Source organism: Dietzia papillomatosis NBRC 105045 (assembly GCF_001570845.1).
GTDB classification, from domain to species: Bacteria; Actinomycetota; Actinomycetes; order Mycobacteriales; family Mycobacteriaceae; genus Dietzia; species Dietzia cinnamea.
This window is the reverse complement of record NZ_BCSL01000039.1, coordinates 16,535-31,036: the sequence shown is the minus strand read 5'-3', so window position 1 is coordinate 31,036 and position 14,502 is coordinate 16,535. Positions and strand designations below refer to the sequence as shown.

Here is a 14,502-nt window from a genome sequence, read left to right as displayed (position 1 = left end):
AGGGCGAGGAGCAAGGAGGGGGCCGGAGCCCCCTCCTTGCTGGTTAGCAGCCGCAGCCGCAGAGTTCTGGCGGGCACATCGGGTCTTCGCAGCAGTCGTGCATCTCAGTTCACCTCCTTCTTTGTTTCAAGCCAAGTTCCTGGGGTCGGGGGTGGGCAATTCTCGGCAGGCAAGGCTGTGAGCATGGTCGTCATCTCGGTTCGCAGAGTTTTCAGACGTTTAATTTCTGCATCGAGTTCGGTCAACCGGCGGGTGAGTAGGTCTCCTGCCGGTTCACACGGACAGGCTCCTGTGTCTCTGACGGAGAGGAGGTCACGGATGTCGTCGAGCTTGAGGCCTAGCCGCTGTGCCCCCTGGATGAAGCGCAGACGATCCACCGCTTGCGTGCTGTAGATCCGATAGCCCGACGGGGTGCGGGCTGGGGGCGGTAGTAAGTCAACTCTCTCGTAGTAGCGGATCGTGTCCGGGCTGAGGCCGACGACGTTGGCGAGCTCTCCGATCCGCATGTAGCTCGTCATTGCCTGGCTTGTCATGACCTCACGGTAGACCTTGGAGTGCACTTCAAGGTCAAGCGCCGGGATCAGGAGTCTTCCCGTCAGCCTCAGCTAGTGCTCCATGTGGTTTGGTACCACCCAGCTCGTCGGCCGGATTTTGCTCGTCGACGGCGACTCCAGCGTTCGTCCGGACCCCATTCGGGAAACAGCGGAAACGCGTAACGTTGCCTGTTTTCGGATGCTGTGGACCCGAGTGTCTCCACGGCGGACGATTGCGCGACGCTACGGGGTATCCGTTGGGCGGGGGAGGGATCGGCCGACGTAGCGGGCCCAGGGTTCGGCTGTTTTGCTGGCGTGGCGGAAGGCGACTTGGTGGCTGTAGCCGAGGGCGTCGGCCACGAGTGAGGGCGGGCATTCGACGACGAGCTCGGCCAGGGCTCGGTTGCGTGCTCCGCGCAGGTTGATGCCCAGGCCGCGGAGTCGGTTTGCGACGGTGGTGGGGTGGAGGTGTCGTCCGGCGAGCGTGCCGGGCAGTAGCCAGGGGTTGTCACCGCCGGCGCCGGTGCGCAGGTTCGGGCGAGTGGCCAGGTGGGTGCGCAGGAGGCCGGCGAAGGGTTCGGGCACGTCGGTGGGGCGTAGGCCGAGTGCGATGGTCATCCCGTCTGCCTGGTCGGTGACGTCGGAGACTTGCAGGGTGACGATTCTGGTGATCGGACGGGCGTAGAGGAGCAGGAGTGTGCCGGCGACGCGGTAGGGCAGTGTCTCGCTGTTGCCGGTGAGGAGTTCGTGGATCCACGCGATCCGCTGGTCTTGAGTCAACGACGGGCTGCTGCGGGCGGCACGGTGCCCAACGGTGACGGTGGTGTTGAGGCGGGTGCGTGCGGCGACGACGAAGAAGGTCCGGATCAGTTGTCGGGTACTGGGTCCGGTGGCGAGCCACTCGTCGATGTCGGGCTGGGTGCAGGTTGCGGCAGTGCGCCCATAGGTGGTGTGCAGCCAGCTCAGGAACTTGATGGTCTCGGTGATCTCTTGCTTCGCCGAATGGATCGGTGCCCGGGTGGGCGTCCCGTCGGCGGCTTTGGCTCGGATGCGGCGCAGGTGATGCCAGGTCGCGAAGTGATGGACGGGCTGGCGGACCTCGTCGGGCAGGCCGTCGAGCTTCGTGGCGATCCACTGTTCGAACCGCGGCAAGTAGGGATCCCGTGTGGGTAGGAGGTCGTGGTGCTGTAGCAGTGCACGAACGTGTTCGGCCGGTTTGCCGCCGACGGCGTCGAATCCGTCGTGGGTGCAGGGGATTGAGCCGTCGCCGAGTCCGGTGAGCAGGGTTTTCACTTTGGGTGAGCGTTTCCAGGTGATGATCGATTCGGGTCGGTCGGCGGCGCACAGGGCGTCGACGAGACCGGCCAGTGTGGGATCGCTGGGGGCACTGCCGAGCAGGGCGTGAAGGTCCTCGCGCAGGACGCAGCGGACACAGAGGTTGCCGCGGTGATGGCCTGCTTCGGCGCCGCAGCGCTGGCAGTGGAAGTCGACGTCGATGCCGGCGCAGGTGCCGCAGACCGGTTCGCCGTCGGCGCCTGGAGGGCCGGGCAGGAGCCGGTCCTGTCGGCAGTTCGGGCAGGTGCCGTGGGTGTGGATCGCGGTGTTGTAGCAGGTGAAGCACAGTCGCCCCTCTGGCCAACGCGCTGCCAGGCGGGGGATGTTGCGGCCACACCGGGCACAGGGGTCATCTCGGGTACTGGTGGCGCGTGGTCGGCCGCGGCGGGTGGAACGAGGCGACAGGCCGTCAGGGGTCGGGTTCATTGGTCGTCCTCCTCGCGGGCGGGGCTATTCGTCGAGGATGTTGGCGCGGCGTGGGCGGACGGACCGGTCGAGGTCGACGACATTCGCTGCCGGGGTGGTGCCGGTTTTGCGGGCGCGTGCATCAGCAGCGGTGACGGTGAGCAGGTCGTCGGGTCCGCAGTCGAAGATGTCGCACAGGGCGGCTACGACCTGCAGGGAGATGCGTTCGGGGCGCTGGGTAACCAGTCGGTAGACCTGCGGCCGGGACAGGGTGATGTCGCGTTCGGCCAGGTGCGGGATCAGTTCGGTGGTGTTGTGCATGCCGCGTGCGGCCATGAGCTCGGCCAGACGCCAGCGGTAGTCGACGGTGCGCTTCATGATGGTCCGCTCCGATCGTCGGGTGACAGTGCTTGATTCATCGTGCGGTCGAGCGCGGCGCGGAGGGTGGAGCGCCGGAACTCATCGGAGGTGAACTGGTAGATCCCGGTGGTCGAGGCGTACTCGTGGCCCATCTGGTCCTGGACGAACCGGGGATCCCATCCCGCTTCCAGCAGGTGAGTGGCGTACGAGCGACGGAAGGAATGGATATCGAGACCATCGGAGAATCCGAGTTCGTCGCAGTACCGGCGTAGCCGACGCAGCAAGGTCGATTCCACGACGAGTCCGCCACGTTCACTACAGAACAGCTCGAGGCCGTCGGGGGCGCCGCGGCCATTGGCCAGCCAGTCTTCGAGGATGCTTGGAGTCCAGCGCCATACGGTCAACACGCTGCGGGGCCGAAAGGGAGAGGCGCGTCGGGATTTTCCGTAGCGGACCTTGCAGAGGCCGAAGGCCCCGAATTCGCGGGCGTGGGGATTGCGGGCGAAGTCGACGGTTTGCAGGTGGCGCAACTCGTTGAATCGCAGACCGTAGCCGTAGGCGATCTTCATCATGACCGCGTCCCGGTAGGCGGGCTGCCAGCCTTTCCGCCCGGAGGCGCCAGCGCGTGCGACTTCGTTGTCGGCGTGCTCAAACAGTGCATCGAGTTCCTCGCGAGTGTAGGGCCGCTTTGTGGCCCGCCCGTCGTAGGCCTGCACGTGTGGTGCGGTGTTCCAGTCGAAGAACACCTGCGCCGGATGGGTGCCGAAGTGCTGCTCGCACACCCGATCCCAGCCGTAATCCGGATTGGCGATGTAGCTGGTGAACGCCCGCAGTGCGCAGTGGTAGCCGCGAAGAGTGGAGTGGGCGACGTGTTTGACCGTACGGAGATCGGCGGAGAATTCCTCGACCATCGCCGGGGTCCAGTGCCACGGCTCCGCATTGACGTGGTCGACGAACCGCTGCACCAGGCGCAGTCGCTGTTCGATCGTGTTGAACTGCAGATTTCGGGATAGCTGCTGGTTGCGCCAGCCCTCCAGCATCAGCCGGAGCACCTGCTCGGCGGGCCGAAGCACCGGCAGCGACGGCGCCATATGGACCCGTCCGGAGCCATCCAGTCGCATCGCTAAACCCCAAACCACGACGTCTCATCTGATGAATCAATGATACAACCGATGAGCCTTCACGGGAACCCCTGCAGGTCAACGACGTGCCAAAGATCGTCTTTCGGCCTCATTGAGGCCCAGTGCCCGGGCCGGAAAGCAGTGGTGGCAGCGCCCGAGAGTGGGTGACTTCGCAGGTCGGGGCAGGGATCGGTGCCGGACGCGAAGGAGGAGCTGGAAATGCGAGGGGCGATTCATCTGATGCAATACGCAGATTTTTACTTTACATAATGTAGATTATCGGCACTTGGCGGATACGGCGGCCGGGCCAGAAGGGGTCGACGACGCGCGACGTGACATGGCCGCAGGCCGTGATCCTCCGGGCTGGCGTTGTCCCACCGTTCTCGACCGGCGGCCTCGACGTGACTGCGCCCGCCCTCGTCCGCCTCGGACTTGTCGTCGGCGACACTGCTGATATCTCCGGACCTTCCGACGCCGCCGAGCCCGCCGACGTCGGCTCCGGACCGCGCCACGGCGCGCTCGCGCACTGCGTCGTCGTGCCACCCGGCTGCTGCGTCGTCGGTGTCTCGCGTCGCCCGGCCGACGGGCGACGACTGGCGCTGCGCCGGGTCCGGGTCGGCGCCGGCGTCCCCGGCCCCGGTGTGCCGGCCGTGTGCGTGCTCGACAATGCAGTCGAAACGTCACGGGTGACGAAACACGGGTAGGTCCGAGGTCGCGGTCGGGACGAGTCTCGGCGGCCCCCACGGGGGTCATCTGGTCGCCGGTCGCCGATCGCGCCCGCCCCGATTCGGGGCGTCACCTCGTCGACGCGGCGGTGCCGACCCCGTCGATCGCGGCCGGCTGGCGATCGGCCCAAGGCACGGCCTGCTCGAGCTGTCCGGCGAGCCGCAGTAACCGGCCCTCCCCGCCGAGGGGCGCGACGAACTGGACCCCCATCGGCAGGCCCTCCGGCGTCCAGTGCAGTGGAAGCGACATCGCCGGCCGCCCGGTGAGGTTGGCCAGTTGCGTGTACGGGACCCAGCTCAAGTTGTCGTCGATGATCGACTCCGCGAGCCCCGAATGGCGTAGTAGCGGCGCGGTCCGGGTCGCCAGCAGCGCCTCCGCACCCCGGACGGCCCACGGCGGGGTTTCGAGGGCGCCGACGAGCGGTGGCAGATCCGCGAGGCCGGGCGTCATGAGCAGGTCGAACCCCGAGAAGAAGGCGGTCAACTCGCGCACGTAGTCGTCGCGACGCATCACCGCGGCGAGGTAGTCCACGCTGCTCTGCGACCTGCCCAGCGCGGCGACGATCCGGGTGTCCGTCTCGAAGTTCCGGTCGCGGCACCCCGTCCGCTGCCGGGTGCTCTCCACCGTCCACGCGAGGTACGCGAACCAGCTGGTGAGGAAGTCGCGGGCCAGTGCGAGATCGTTGACGGGCTGCGACTCGAGAACCTCGACGTGATGGCCGAGCCCCTCGAGCACACGGCCCGCGGACGCGACCGACGCGAGCGCCTCCGGGTGGGGCGAAGCGTTGATGGATGACGCCGTGCACACCCCGATCCGCAGACGGCCCGGCTGGGTGCCCACCTGGGACAGGAACGTCTCTGACGGCATCGCCGGGAGGTACGGGCCGCCCGGGTCGCCGCCGGCGAGAACGTCCAGCATAGCGGCGGTGTCGCGGACGGTTCGCGAGACGACACCGTCGGTCGCCGCGCCGTGCATCGCCTCCCCGCGTACCGGGCCCATCGGGACGATGCCGCGGCCGGGCTTGAGGCCGACCAGTCCGCAGCAGGCCGCCGGGATCCTGATGGACCCGCCGCCGTCGCTCGCGCCCGCGACGGGCACGACACCCGCCGCGACGGCGGCCGCCGACCCTCCCGAGGACCCGCCGGGAGTGCGGCGCGTATCCCACGGATTGCGGGCCGGCCCGAATAGCTCCGGTTCGGTGACGGCCTTCGCGCCGAACTCCGGGGTGTTGGTCTTGCCGAAGACGACCAGGCCGGCGTCCAGCCACCGCGTGACGACGGTCGCGTGCTCGGCCGCCGGAACCTCGGCCAGGGCGCGGGACCCGCCGCTGGTGGGGATCCCCCGGTAGTCCTGGCCGAGGTCCTTGAGCAGGAACGGCACACCGGCGAACGGCCCCGTCAGGTCCTCGGCGACCCGCGCCCGCGCCGCGCCGTCCATCCGTCGCACGATGGCGTTGAGCCGAGGGGCCACGAGATCGGCCCGCTGGGTGGCGGCGTCGAGCAGCTCCCTCGGCGTCACCTCACCGCCGCGGACGAGGGCGGCGAGACCCAGGGCGTCATGACTCCGGTACTCGTCGAAGCGCATGGACGCCGAGTCTACGCACGGCCGCCCTCGCCGCGCGCCCGTTGGCGACCGAGGCGGTCAGCGGCGGGACCGGGCCCGCCATGCGCGCCACGCACCGGTCGACCACAGGGCCCAGGCGACGAGGACCGGCTGGAAGAACAGTCGGACGAACCGGTCGCGGTCGGTGTCGAGCCCGAAGGCCGCGGTGCCGGTGACGTACTGCGAGATGTTGCCCGGGAAGATCGCGACGAAGAACGCGGCGGCCACCCCGCCCACCGCGGGACGGAAGCGGGCCGGAGCGAGGATGAGCGAGGCGCCGAGGCCCAGCTCGACGACGCCGGACGCGACCACGACGAAGTCCGGGTCGAGCGGCACCCACGTCGGGACCTGCGCCTGGAACTCCTGCCGCATGGTCGTGAGGTGGCCGGTGCCCGCGCCGAGCAGGGCGGCGCCGAGCGCCCAGCGGCCGACGTGGCGCGCCACCTCCCCGATGCGCCGGCCCCTGCGGGTCGACGACTGCGTGGGTGCGGTCCGGTGTGACTGGGTGAGATCGTCCATTCCGGAAGTGTTGCGCACAACTGAGTTGAGCGCAACCGGTATGTCCGGGATACTGGGACCCATGCCCGCCGATCTCCGCCTCGACCACCAGGTCTGCTTCTCCCTCTACGCGGCCTCGCGCGCCTCGACCTCGGCCTACCGGCACGCCCTCGCCTCGGTCGGCCTCACCTACCCGCAGTACCTCGCCCTGCTCGCCCTGTGGGAGGAGGACGGCCTCACGGTCCGCCAGCTAGGCGACCGCCTCCACCTGGACTCCGGGACACTGTCCCCGCTCCTGGCGCGCCTCGAGAACGCCGGGCTCGTCGCCCGCTCGCGGTCCGCCGACGACGGCCGGAGCGTCCACGTCCACCTCACCGAGTCCGGCGAAAAGCTGCGCGCGGAGGCCGAGACGATCCAGTGTTCCCTGCTCGGCAGGCTGGACATGTCGGAGGAGGACCTGCTGCAACTGCGCACGCTCGCCCAGCGCCTCGTCGACTCTCTCGAGGCCGGCGCGTAGCGGACCCGGCGCGGCGGCGGCTCAGCCGGACGCGACGGGCTGGCGGAGGATCGTCTTGAGCCTCGCGGGCTCGACCCTGCGCGGATCCGAGAGATAGATCTCGTGATGGTGGCCGGACAGCGCCGCGCGCCGGCCCGCGATCGCTTCCGCGTGCATCCGCGCGATGACCGGCCCTTCCTCGTCATAAGGCCCCACGTGCAGCGTCTGCACTGCCGTACCCTCCGCGAACCGGGCGAACCGCACACGCTCCCCGGCGTCCGAGCCCCTCGTCGTCGTCACCCTCTCCCCCGCGGCGGCGACGACCTCCGGCGTGATCCACTCCGGCTGCCAGATCATCATCGTCCAGTTCCACGCGTCCTTGTCCCGCGCGGTGAACACCCGCGGATCGTCGGCGTACCAGAGCCCCTCGAGCGGGCCCACGGTGTGGACCCGCCCGAGCTCCGACTTCGCGATCGCCCGGATCGCGTACGACAGGACGTACAGCGACTCGACGGCAGTGCGGTAGGCCGGCGCGGTGTCGGGGTCGCCGCGGCCGTCGACCTGCAGGAACCACATGGGCGGGACCTCCACCGTGTCGATGCGCCCGACGCGGCCCGAGTACAGGTCGCGTCGCAGCCGCTTGATGTCGACGCTTCCGGGGTTCGCGTTAGCGGACATGCGCAGAATCTACTCCCGACGGCGTCAGGGCGAGGGCCGGCCACGAGGACAGGTCCCGCAGGAGCTGACGGTCGTGGGTGGCCACGACCACCGCGCAGGACGCGGTGACCAGCGCCTCGGTGAGCCCGTCCACCAGGGTTGACGACAGGTGGTTGGTCGGCTCGTCCAGTATCAGCAGCGCGGGCCGCGCGGCCAGGCACAGCGCGAGGTGGAGGCGACGCTGCTGGCCCTGCGACATCCGGCTCACCGCGGTGGCGGCGGCGCGCGGGTCCAGGAGCCCGGTCGACGTCAGCCCCGGCGCGTCGGCACGGCCCAGCCGACTGACGTGCTCGGTGTAGATCTGCGCCGCGGTCCGCAGCGGATCCCACTCCGGCACCTCCTGGGACAGGTACGCGACCCGCGCGGCAGGACGACGATCGACCGCCCCACGGTCCGGGACGAGCTCCCCCGCGAGCAGGGCGAGCAGCGTCGACTTGCCCGCCCCGTTCGGGCCGGTGACCAGTAGTCGGTCGCCGGTGTCGAGCGAGAACGAAACCGGCGTGCGCAGCCGCCCCGACACGACGACCTCACGGCAGGTCAACACCCGCTGCCCGGCCGGGACGTCCCACGCCGGCCACCGGAACCGCGGCGGAGGCGGCGGCACGGATACGCGGTGGCGCTCGAGCTCCTCGCGGCGGCGGACGAACGCCCGGACGGTGCCGCCCGCGCGCGTCGACCGCTCATGCTTGCCGTGTCCCTTCGCGGGGCGCCACCCGTCGCGGAGCCGGTCCCGAGCCTCGTCCGCGGCGCGGGCGAGTCTGTGGTGCTCGTCGAGCTGCTCGGCGTGGGCCTGCTCCCACGCGGAGCGCACACGACGGCGCCCCTCGAGCCAACCCTCGTAGCCGCCGCCGAACACCAGAGGCTTCCCGTCCGGGCTCGGGTCCAGGTCGCAGAAATGCGTCGCCACCTCGCGCAGGAGCGCCCGATCGTGCGAGACGACGGCGACCCCGCCGGGGTGCGCCCGCAGCCGGGCGGTGAGGAACTCCAGCCCGGACGCGTCGAGGTGGTTGGTCGGCTCGTCGAGCAGCAGCAGGTCGTGGTGCGCGCCCAGCACGCAGGCCAGGCGGACCCGGTAGCGCTGCCCCACGGACAACGACGCCAGCGGGCGCGCGCGGTCGTCGCACGCGCCGAGCCCGGCGAGCGCGACGTCGACGCGGCGGTCGGCGTCCCACGCGTCCAGTGCGGTGGCCAGCTCGAGTGCGGCCGCGTACTCGTCCTCGGCGCCGGGCTTCCCGGCTCCCATGGCGTCGGCGGCGGCGTCCAACGCGCGCAGGGCGGCGAGGCTGTCGGCGATCTCCTCGGCGACGAGGTCGCCGACCGTGCGCGCCGCGGGGGCGTCCAGGTGTTGGTCGACGGTCCCTATCCGTCCGACCCGTGAGACGGTTCCGGAGTCCGGGCGGTGCCGCCCGGCCAGGACGCGCAGGAGCGTCGTCTTGCCCCGACCGTTCTCCCCCACCACGGCGAGCCGCGATGCCGCGGAGACGGTGAGGTCGACGCCGGTCAGGACGGTGCGGTCGCCGAGCGTCACCGCCACGTCGGTCAGGCGGATGTGTGCGCGGTGGCCCGCGGGGAGTCGGTGGTGCTGGTGATGATGCTGGTCGTGGTGCACGGTGCCCTCTTCGGCTCGTCGTGGAGCCGGGTAGCACGAGATGGCCGCCCGGCGTGTGCCCGTGGACGGCGTGCAGAGAGAGGGGTGAAGGTGGTCTCCGCCGCCGTCAGCGGCGGGGCCAGGGCTTCATGGTGATGGCACCGGGATACATGCCCGGGAGTGTATCCCGGGACCGCCCCGGGACGCACCCTTGGCGTCAACTCTGGTTGACATCGCCGGTAGTGTCAACGTAGGTTGACGGATGAGGTGGTGACAATGGAGACGACGTTCGACTTCAGCGCGGAGGACTCCCCCGTCGACAGACTGGCCGCCATCGCGCGGGCCAAGGCCGAGATCGCCCGCGAGGAGGCGGCCGCGGTGCGATTCGCCAGAGTGCACGGGTTGAGCTGGGCGGAGATCGGCACGGTCCTGGGGGTGAGCAGGCAGGCACTGCACAAGCGATTCGGAAGGACGGCCTGAGGAGCACATGGCGAGGACGCGAACCGGAGAACTCCTGCGACCACTCGTCACGCTGGCCCCGAGCCCCCCGCGGCTGCCCAATGCGACCAAGGCGGGGCTCACGGTCCTGCTGTGCCTGGCGGTCCCGACGCTGCTGGGGCGCTTCGACCTGGGGCTGCTCACCGTCACCGGGACCTTCGCCGTCCTCTACGCCCCGGCCGCCCCGCTGCGTCGTCGCGCCGCGACCGTCGCCGGCATCGGTCTGGGCCTGGTCGTCGCCACCTCCCTCGGCGCGTTCACCGCGGGCTCCCACCTCGCGTTCGCGGTGACCGCGGTGCTGCTGGCGACCGTCACCGCCGGGCTGTGCCTGGCGCTGCGCGTCGGTCCGCCCGGGTCGTACTTCCTCGTGCTGACCGCCGGCATCGCGTAACTGCTGGTCGGCGAGCACGGCACCGAACCCGCCCTCGTCCCGGGCATGACCGCGGTCGGTGCCGTCGTGGCGTGGCTGGTGACCATGGCGGACCTTCTCCCCGATCCACGCCGGCCGGAACGTCGAGCGGTGCGCTGCGCGCGGGACGCGGTCGCGGCCTACGCGGCCACCGAACCGGGACCCGACAGCCGGCCGCAACACCGCGCCGCGGCCCAGGCCCTCGCCGACGCCGAAGAGGCCGTCGCCGAGGGTATGTGGACTCCTTCCGGGCCGATCAGCGCCGAGCTCGCCACCGCCCACCGCGAGTACGACGCCCGCGCGGCGCGGGCGAGCCGACACATCGTGCCCGGCGACGACCCCGCCTGGGATCCCCGCAATCCCGACGCCGGCCGGTGGCTCGAAGGGGACCCCGAATCCGCAGATGTGGAGATGCCGTCCGCCGCCGCGGCCGGGCGGGCCGAGCGGGAGATCGTCCGCGACGAGCGCAGACACATCGGGTCGCTGCGACGGCGACTGCGGAACGGGCTGCGGTGGCCCGGGGAGCCGTGGTCGGTGGCGGCGTCGGTGGGGACCGCCACCGCGGTGTCGATCGTCCTGCTCACCCTCCTGGCCGGGTCCGACCAGCCGCACCTGTACTGGGTGATCGCCTTCTCCGCACTCGTCCTGCACCAGGGCGGGCCCCGCGTGGCACGGACCTACCGGGCGCTGCACCGGCTGACCGGCACGGTCGCGGGGCTCGGGGTGTTCCTGCTGGTCGCCGCGCTGCAACCGTCGGGCTGGTGGCTCATCGGACTGATCGTGGTGCTGCAGTTCTCGATCGAACTGCTGGTCACCCGCAACTACGGTCTGGCGGTCACGCTCATCACCCCGCTCGCGCTACTCATCGCCTCCGGTGGCGACGTCCCGGACCAGCCGCTGCCGCTGGTCGGCGAGCGGCTGCTCGACACGGTCGTGGGTGTGCTCGTCGCGCTGGTCGTCCTCTGGGGACTGGGCCGCCGGGCGCATCACCGGGCCGTTCGCGCGGACACCCGGCGTGCGCTCCGCGAGATCGCCCGGTACACGCGCGGCGACGAACTGGCTCCGGACGAACCGACCTTGGCGTCCGCGCTCCGCGACCTCAACAGCAGCAACTCGTTGCTGATCGCGGACGGACACGGTGACTCCCCCGAGTCGCGGACCGCGGAAGCGGTCACCTACGCCGGGTACCTCCTGCTGGGCGCACGCGACCGGGACGCCGTCACGGGCACGGCCGAGGAGTGGACGGACCTCGCCGAGCTGGAGCTGCCCTCCGGGTGGCGGCCCACCGAGCCGGATCATCCCGCCGACGCGCGGATCCGCGAACAGTGCCGACGGGTGGGCGCCGGACTCGGCTGAGCCGGCCCGCTCTCTCACGCGCGAGTGCCGTCCGGGCGGTCGACGTTCTGGAGACGCAGCTGACCGCGGGCCAGCACCTTCCCGGTCTCGGACTGGGTGATGACCACGTCCCACAGCTGCTGACTACGGCCCTGGAACAGGGCCTCGGCGGTCACCTCGACCCTCCCACCGGTGGAGGCGCGCAGGAAGTCGGTCCCGTTGTGGACCCCCACAGCGACCTGACCCCGGTCGGCAACGGCGTACCCGGCACCCGCCCCGCCCGCGGACTCGACGATGCTCGCGTACACGCCACCGTGCACGGTCCCCCAGTCGGTGAGATGGTCGGCGCCCAGGTCCGCGTGTCCGCGCAGGGACGTGGCGCTCACCTCGTCCACGACGAGGCCGGAGACGCGGACGAACGTGCTCGCGGAGGACGAGGAATCAGGGACAGCGCGGGAGTCGGACATGACGTCTTTCTACCTCCGGGTGTCGCGATGGACGGCGCCCGGCCCCCGAGACGGGTGTCACCCGCCGACGTAGCGGGCCAGGTACTCCCCGGTCAGCGTCGACGCGTCGGCGACGAGGTCGGCCGGGGCGCCCTCGAACACCACGCGACCGCCGTCGTGGCCCGCGCCGGGGCCGAGGTCGATGATCCAGTCCGCGTGGGCCATCACCGCCTGGTGGTGCTCGATCACGATCATCGACTTGCCGGCGTCGACGAGCCGGTCGAGCATGCCGAGTAGATTCTGCACGTCCGCGAGGTGCAGGCCGGTCGTCGGCTCGTCCAGCACGTAGACGTCGGCCTTGTCCGCCATCTGGGCGGCCAGCTTGAGGCGTTGACGCTCGCCCCCGGACAACGTCGTGAGCGGCTGCCCGAGCCGCACATATCCGAGCCCGACGTCCCGCAGGCGTACCAGGATCTTGTGGGCCGCAGGGATGCGCGCCTCGCCCGCCGAGAAGAAGTCCTCCGCCTCGGCCACGGACATCGCCAGCACCTCGCCGATGTTGCGCTCCCCCAGCCGGTACTCGAGCACCTCGGCCTGGAACCGGCGGCCCTCACAGTCGTCACACGTCGTGGCGACACCCGCCATCATGCCGAGGTCGGTGTAGATGACCCCCGCGCCCTTGCACGTCGGGCACGCGCCCTCCGAGTTCGGGCTGAACAGCGCGGGCTTGACCCCGTTCGCCTTGGCGAACGCCTTGCGGATGGGCTCGAGCAGGCCGGTATAGGTCGCGGGGTTGCTGCGGCGCGAGCCCCGGATCGCCGACTGGTCGATCGCGACGACTCCCTCCCGCGGGGACACCGAGCCGTGGATGAGCGAGCTCTTGCCCGAGCCCGCCACCCCCGTCACCACGCACAGCACCCCGAGAGGGATGTCCACGTCCACGTTCCGCACATTGTGCGCGCTCGCCCCGCGTACCTCGATCCACCCTGCCGGCGCGCGGACCGAGTCCTTGAGAGAGGCGCGGTCGTCCAGGTGCCGGCCGGTGACGGTGCCGCTGGCCCGCAGCCCGTCCACCGTGCCCTCGAAGCAGATCTCCCCGCCCTCGGACCCTGCCCCGGGGCCCAGGTCCACGATGTGGTCGGCGATCGCCATGGTCTCGGGCTTGTGCTCGACCACGAGGACGGTGTTGCCCTTGTCCCGCAGGCGCAGCAGCAGCCCGTTCATACGGTCGATGTCGTGCGGGTGCAGGCCGATGGACGGCTCGTCGAACACGTAGGTCACGTCCGTCAGCGCTGACCCGAGGTGGCGGATCATCTTGACCCGCTGGGATTCGCCGCCCGACAGCGTGCCCGCCGGCCGGTCGAGCGAGAGGTACCCCAGCCCGATCTCCACGAACGAGTCGAGCGTGTGCTGCAACGACCCCAACAGCGGGGCCACCGACGGCTCGTCGAGTCCGCGCAGCCACTCGGCGAGGTCGGTGATCTGCATGGCCGAGACGTCGGCGATGTTGTGCTCGCCGATCCGTGACGAACGGGCGCCCTCGTTGAGCCGCGTGCCGTCGCACTCCGGACACGTCGTGAAGACCACGGCCCGCTCGACGAACGCCCGGATGTGCGGCTGCATGGCCTCGACGTCCTTGGACAACATCGACTTCTGGATCCGGGGGATCAGCCCCTCGAACGTCACGTTGATGCCGTCGGCCTTGATCTTCACCGGCTCTTTGCGCAGGAGGTCGTCCATCTCGCGCCCGGAGAACTCGCCCACCGGCTTGGCCATGTCGAAAAACCCGGACCCGGAGTAGATGCGGCCGTACCACCCGTCCATCGAGTACCCGGGGACCGTGATGGCCCCCTCGGCCAGCGACTTCGAGCGGTCCACGAGCGCGTCGATGTCGAAGTCGGAGACCGACCCTCGGCCCTCGCACCGCACGCACATGCCGCCGGTGATGGTGAACTCGGCCTTCTGCCGGGTGCCGTCGGCCTTCTTCAGCGTCCCCACCCCGGAGGCCGATGCCACGTTGAACGAATACGCCTTGGGGCCGCCGATGGCGGGCCGGGCGAGCCGGCTGAACAGGATCCGCAGCATCGCGCCGGTGTCGGTCGCGGTCCCCACCGTCGACCGCGGGTCGGAGCCCATCCGCTCCTGGTCCACGACGATCGCCGTGGTCAGCCCCTCCAGCACGTCGACGTCCGGCCGGGCCAGCGTCGGCATGAACCCCTGGACGAACGCGCTGTAGGTCTCGTTGATCATCCGTTGCGACTCCGCGGCGATCGTCGCGAAGACCAGCGAGCTCTTACCCGACCCGGAGACACCGGTGAAGACGGTCAACCGCCGCTTCGGCAGCTCCACGTCGACCGAGCGGAGGTTGTTCTCCCGCGCGCCGAGGACGCGGATGATGTCGTGCATGTCTGCGGTGTGGGTGCTCATTCGCGC

General features: G+C 70.5%; 15 protein-coding genes. 5 read left to right on the top strand and 10 right to left on the bottom strand.

The annotated features are described in order from the left end of the window. Positions 1 to 104 precede the first annotated feature (104 nt). The 4 genes from DPA01S_RS16415 to DPA01S_RS13010 all read right to left on the bottom strand — a co-directional run bounded on the left by DPA01S_RS16415 (position 105) and on the right by DPA01S_RS13010 (position 3,754). Positions 105 to 533, bottom strand: a complete 429-nt coding sequence (locus DPA01S_RS16415; protein WP_198150781.1) for a heavy metal-responsive transcriptional regulator — start codon at positions 531 to 533, stop codon at positions 105 to 107. A 243-nt stretch (positions 534 to 776) separates the two neighbouring features. After that, on the bottom strand, positions 777 to 2,294 hold the full coding sequence (locus DPA01S_RS13020; RefSeq protein WP_083961625.1) for a site-specific integrase: 1,518 nt from the start codon (positions 2,292 to 2,294) through the stop codon (positions 777 to 779). A gap of 24 nt (positions 2,295 to 2,318) precedes the next feature. Next, entirely contained in the window at positions 2,319 to 2,651 is a 333-nt protein-coding gene (locus DPA01S_RS13015) for a helix-turn-helix domain-containing protein (RefSeq protein WP_017836429.1), read from the bottom strand. Then, on the bottom strand, positions 2,648 to 3,754 hold the full coding sequence (locus tag DPA01S_RS13010) for a tyrosine-type recombinase/integrase (protein WP_031264746.1): 1,107 nt from the start codon (positions 3,752 to 3,754) through the stop codon (positions 2,648 to 2,650). Before DPA01S_RS13010 ends, DPA01S_RS13015 begins: the two co-directional genes overlap by 4 nt. Positions 3,755 to 4,155: 401 nt before the next feature. Between DPA01S_RS13010 and DPA01S_RS13005 the strand changes: the two genes are divergently transcribed. Next, positions 4,156 to 4,458 carry a hypothetical protein gene (locus DPA01S_RS13005; RefSeq protein WP_153038675.1) on the top strand — a complete coding sequence of 101 codons (303 nt, stop codon included), beginning with the start codon at positions 4,156 to 4,158 and terminating at the stop codon, positions 4,456 to 4,458. 91 nt (positions 4,459 to 4,549) lie between these two features. Here the strand turns inward: DPA01S_RS13005 and DPA01S_RS13000 are convergent, their stop codons facing one another. Both DPA01S_RS13000 and DPA01S_RS12995 read right to left on the bottom strand, forming a co-directional pair. Continuing rightward, positions 4,550 to 6,064: an amidase gene (locus DPA01S_RS13000; protein WP_061228749.1), complete on the bottom strand. Its 1,515-nt coding sequence runs from the start codon at positions 6,062 to 6,064 to the stop codon at positions 4,550 to 4,552. Between the two features lie 57 nt (positions 6,065 to 6,121). Next, a complete protein-coding gene (locus DPA01S_RS12995) occupies positions 6,122 to 6,601 on the bottom strand; it encodes a DoxX family protein (RefSeq protein WP_083961623.1) in 480 nt (159 codons plus the stop codon). A 61-nt stretch (positions 6,602 to 6,662) separates the two neighbouring features. Here DPA01S_RS12995 and DPA01S_RS12990 point away from each other — a divergent pair, with 61 nt between their 5' ends. Further along, the gene (locus DPA01S_RS12990; protein WP_007633908.1) at positions 6,663 to 7,097 is read left to right on the top strand and encodes a MarR family winged helix-turn-helix transcriptional regulator; all 435 of its coding nucleotides are present in this window, start codon (positions 6,663 to 6,665) and stop codon (positions 7,095 to 7,097) included. Positions 7,098 to 7,118: 21 nt separating this feature from the next. Here DPA01S_RS12990 and DPA01S_RS12985 read toward each other — a convergent pair whose 3' ends face one another. Further along, a complete protein-coding gene (locus tag DPA01S_RS12985) occupies positions 7,119 to 7,754 on the bottom strand; it encodes a GyrI-like domain-containing protein (RefSeq protein ID WP_061916850.1) in 636 nt (211 codons plus the stop codon). Continuing rightward, positions 7,744 to 9,402, bottom strand: coding sequence for an ABC-F family ATP-binding cassette domain-containing protein (locus DPA01S_RS12980; RefSeq protein WP_198150779.1), 1,659 nt, complete (start codon positions 9,400 to 9,402; stop codon positions 7,744 to 7,746). Before DPA01S_RS12980 ends, DPA01S_RS12985 begins: the two co-directional genes overlap by 11 nt. A gap of 255 nt (positions 9,403 to 9,657) precedes the next feature. Between DPA01S_RS12980 and DPA01S_RS12975 the strand changes: the two genes are divergently transcribed. Genes DPA01S_RS12975 through DPA01S_RS12965 form a run of 3 tightly spaced genes read left to right on the top strand, consistent with a single transcriptional unit; the run spans position 9,658 to position 11,644 of the window. Further along, positions 9,658 to 9,861 carry a sigma factor-like helix-turn-helix DNA-binding protein gene (locus DPA01S_RS12975; protein WP_007633914.1) on the top strand — a complete coding sequence of 68 codons (204 nt, stop codon included), beginning with the start codon at positions 9,658 to 9,660 and terminating at the stop codon, positions 9,859 to 9,861. Between the two features lie 7 nt (positions 9,862 to 9,868). Continuing rightward, positions 9,869 to 10,270, top strand: coding sequence for a hypothetical protein (locus DPA01S_RS12970; RefSeq protein WP_061916847.1), 402 nt, complete (start codon positions 9,869 to 9,871; stop codon positions 10,268 to 10,270). A gap of 45 nt (positions 10,271 to 10,315) precedes the next feature. Beyond that, complete coding sequence (locus DPA01S_RS12965) at positions 10,316 to 11,644, top strand: FUSC family protein (RefSeq protein WP_061916844.1); 1,329 nt, start codon at positions 10,316 to 10,318, stop codon at positions 11,642 to 11,644. 14 nt (positions 11,645 to 11,658) lie between these two features. Here the strand turns inward: DPA01S_RS12965 and DPA01S_RS12960 are convergent, their stop codons facing one another. Further along, positions 11,659 to 12,090 carry a PaaI family thioesterase gene (locus DPA01S_RS12960; protein ID WP_061916841.1) on the bottom strand — a complete coding sequence of 144 codons (432 nt, stop codon included), beginning with the start codon at positions 12,088 to 12,090 and terminating at the stop codon, positions 11,659 to 11,661. Between the two features lie 57 nt (positions 12,091 to 12,147). Continuing rightward, positions 12,148 to 14,496: an ATP-binding cassette domain-containing protein gene (locus DPA01S_RS12955; protein ID WP_061916838.1), complete on the bottom strand. Its 2,349-nt coding sequence runs from the start codon at positions 14,494 to 14,496 to the stop codon at positions 12,148 to 12,150. Positions 14,497 to 14,502 lie beyond the last annotated feature (6 nt).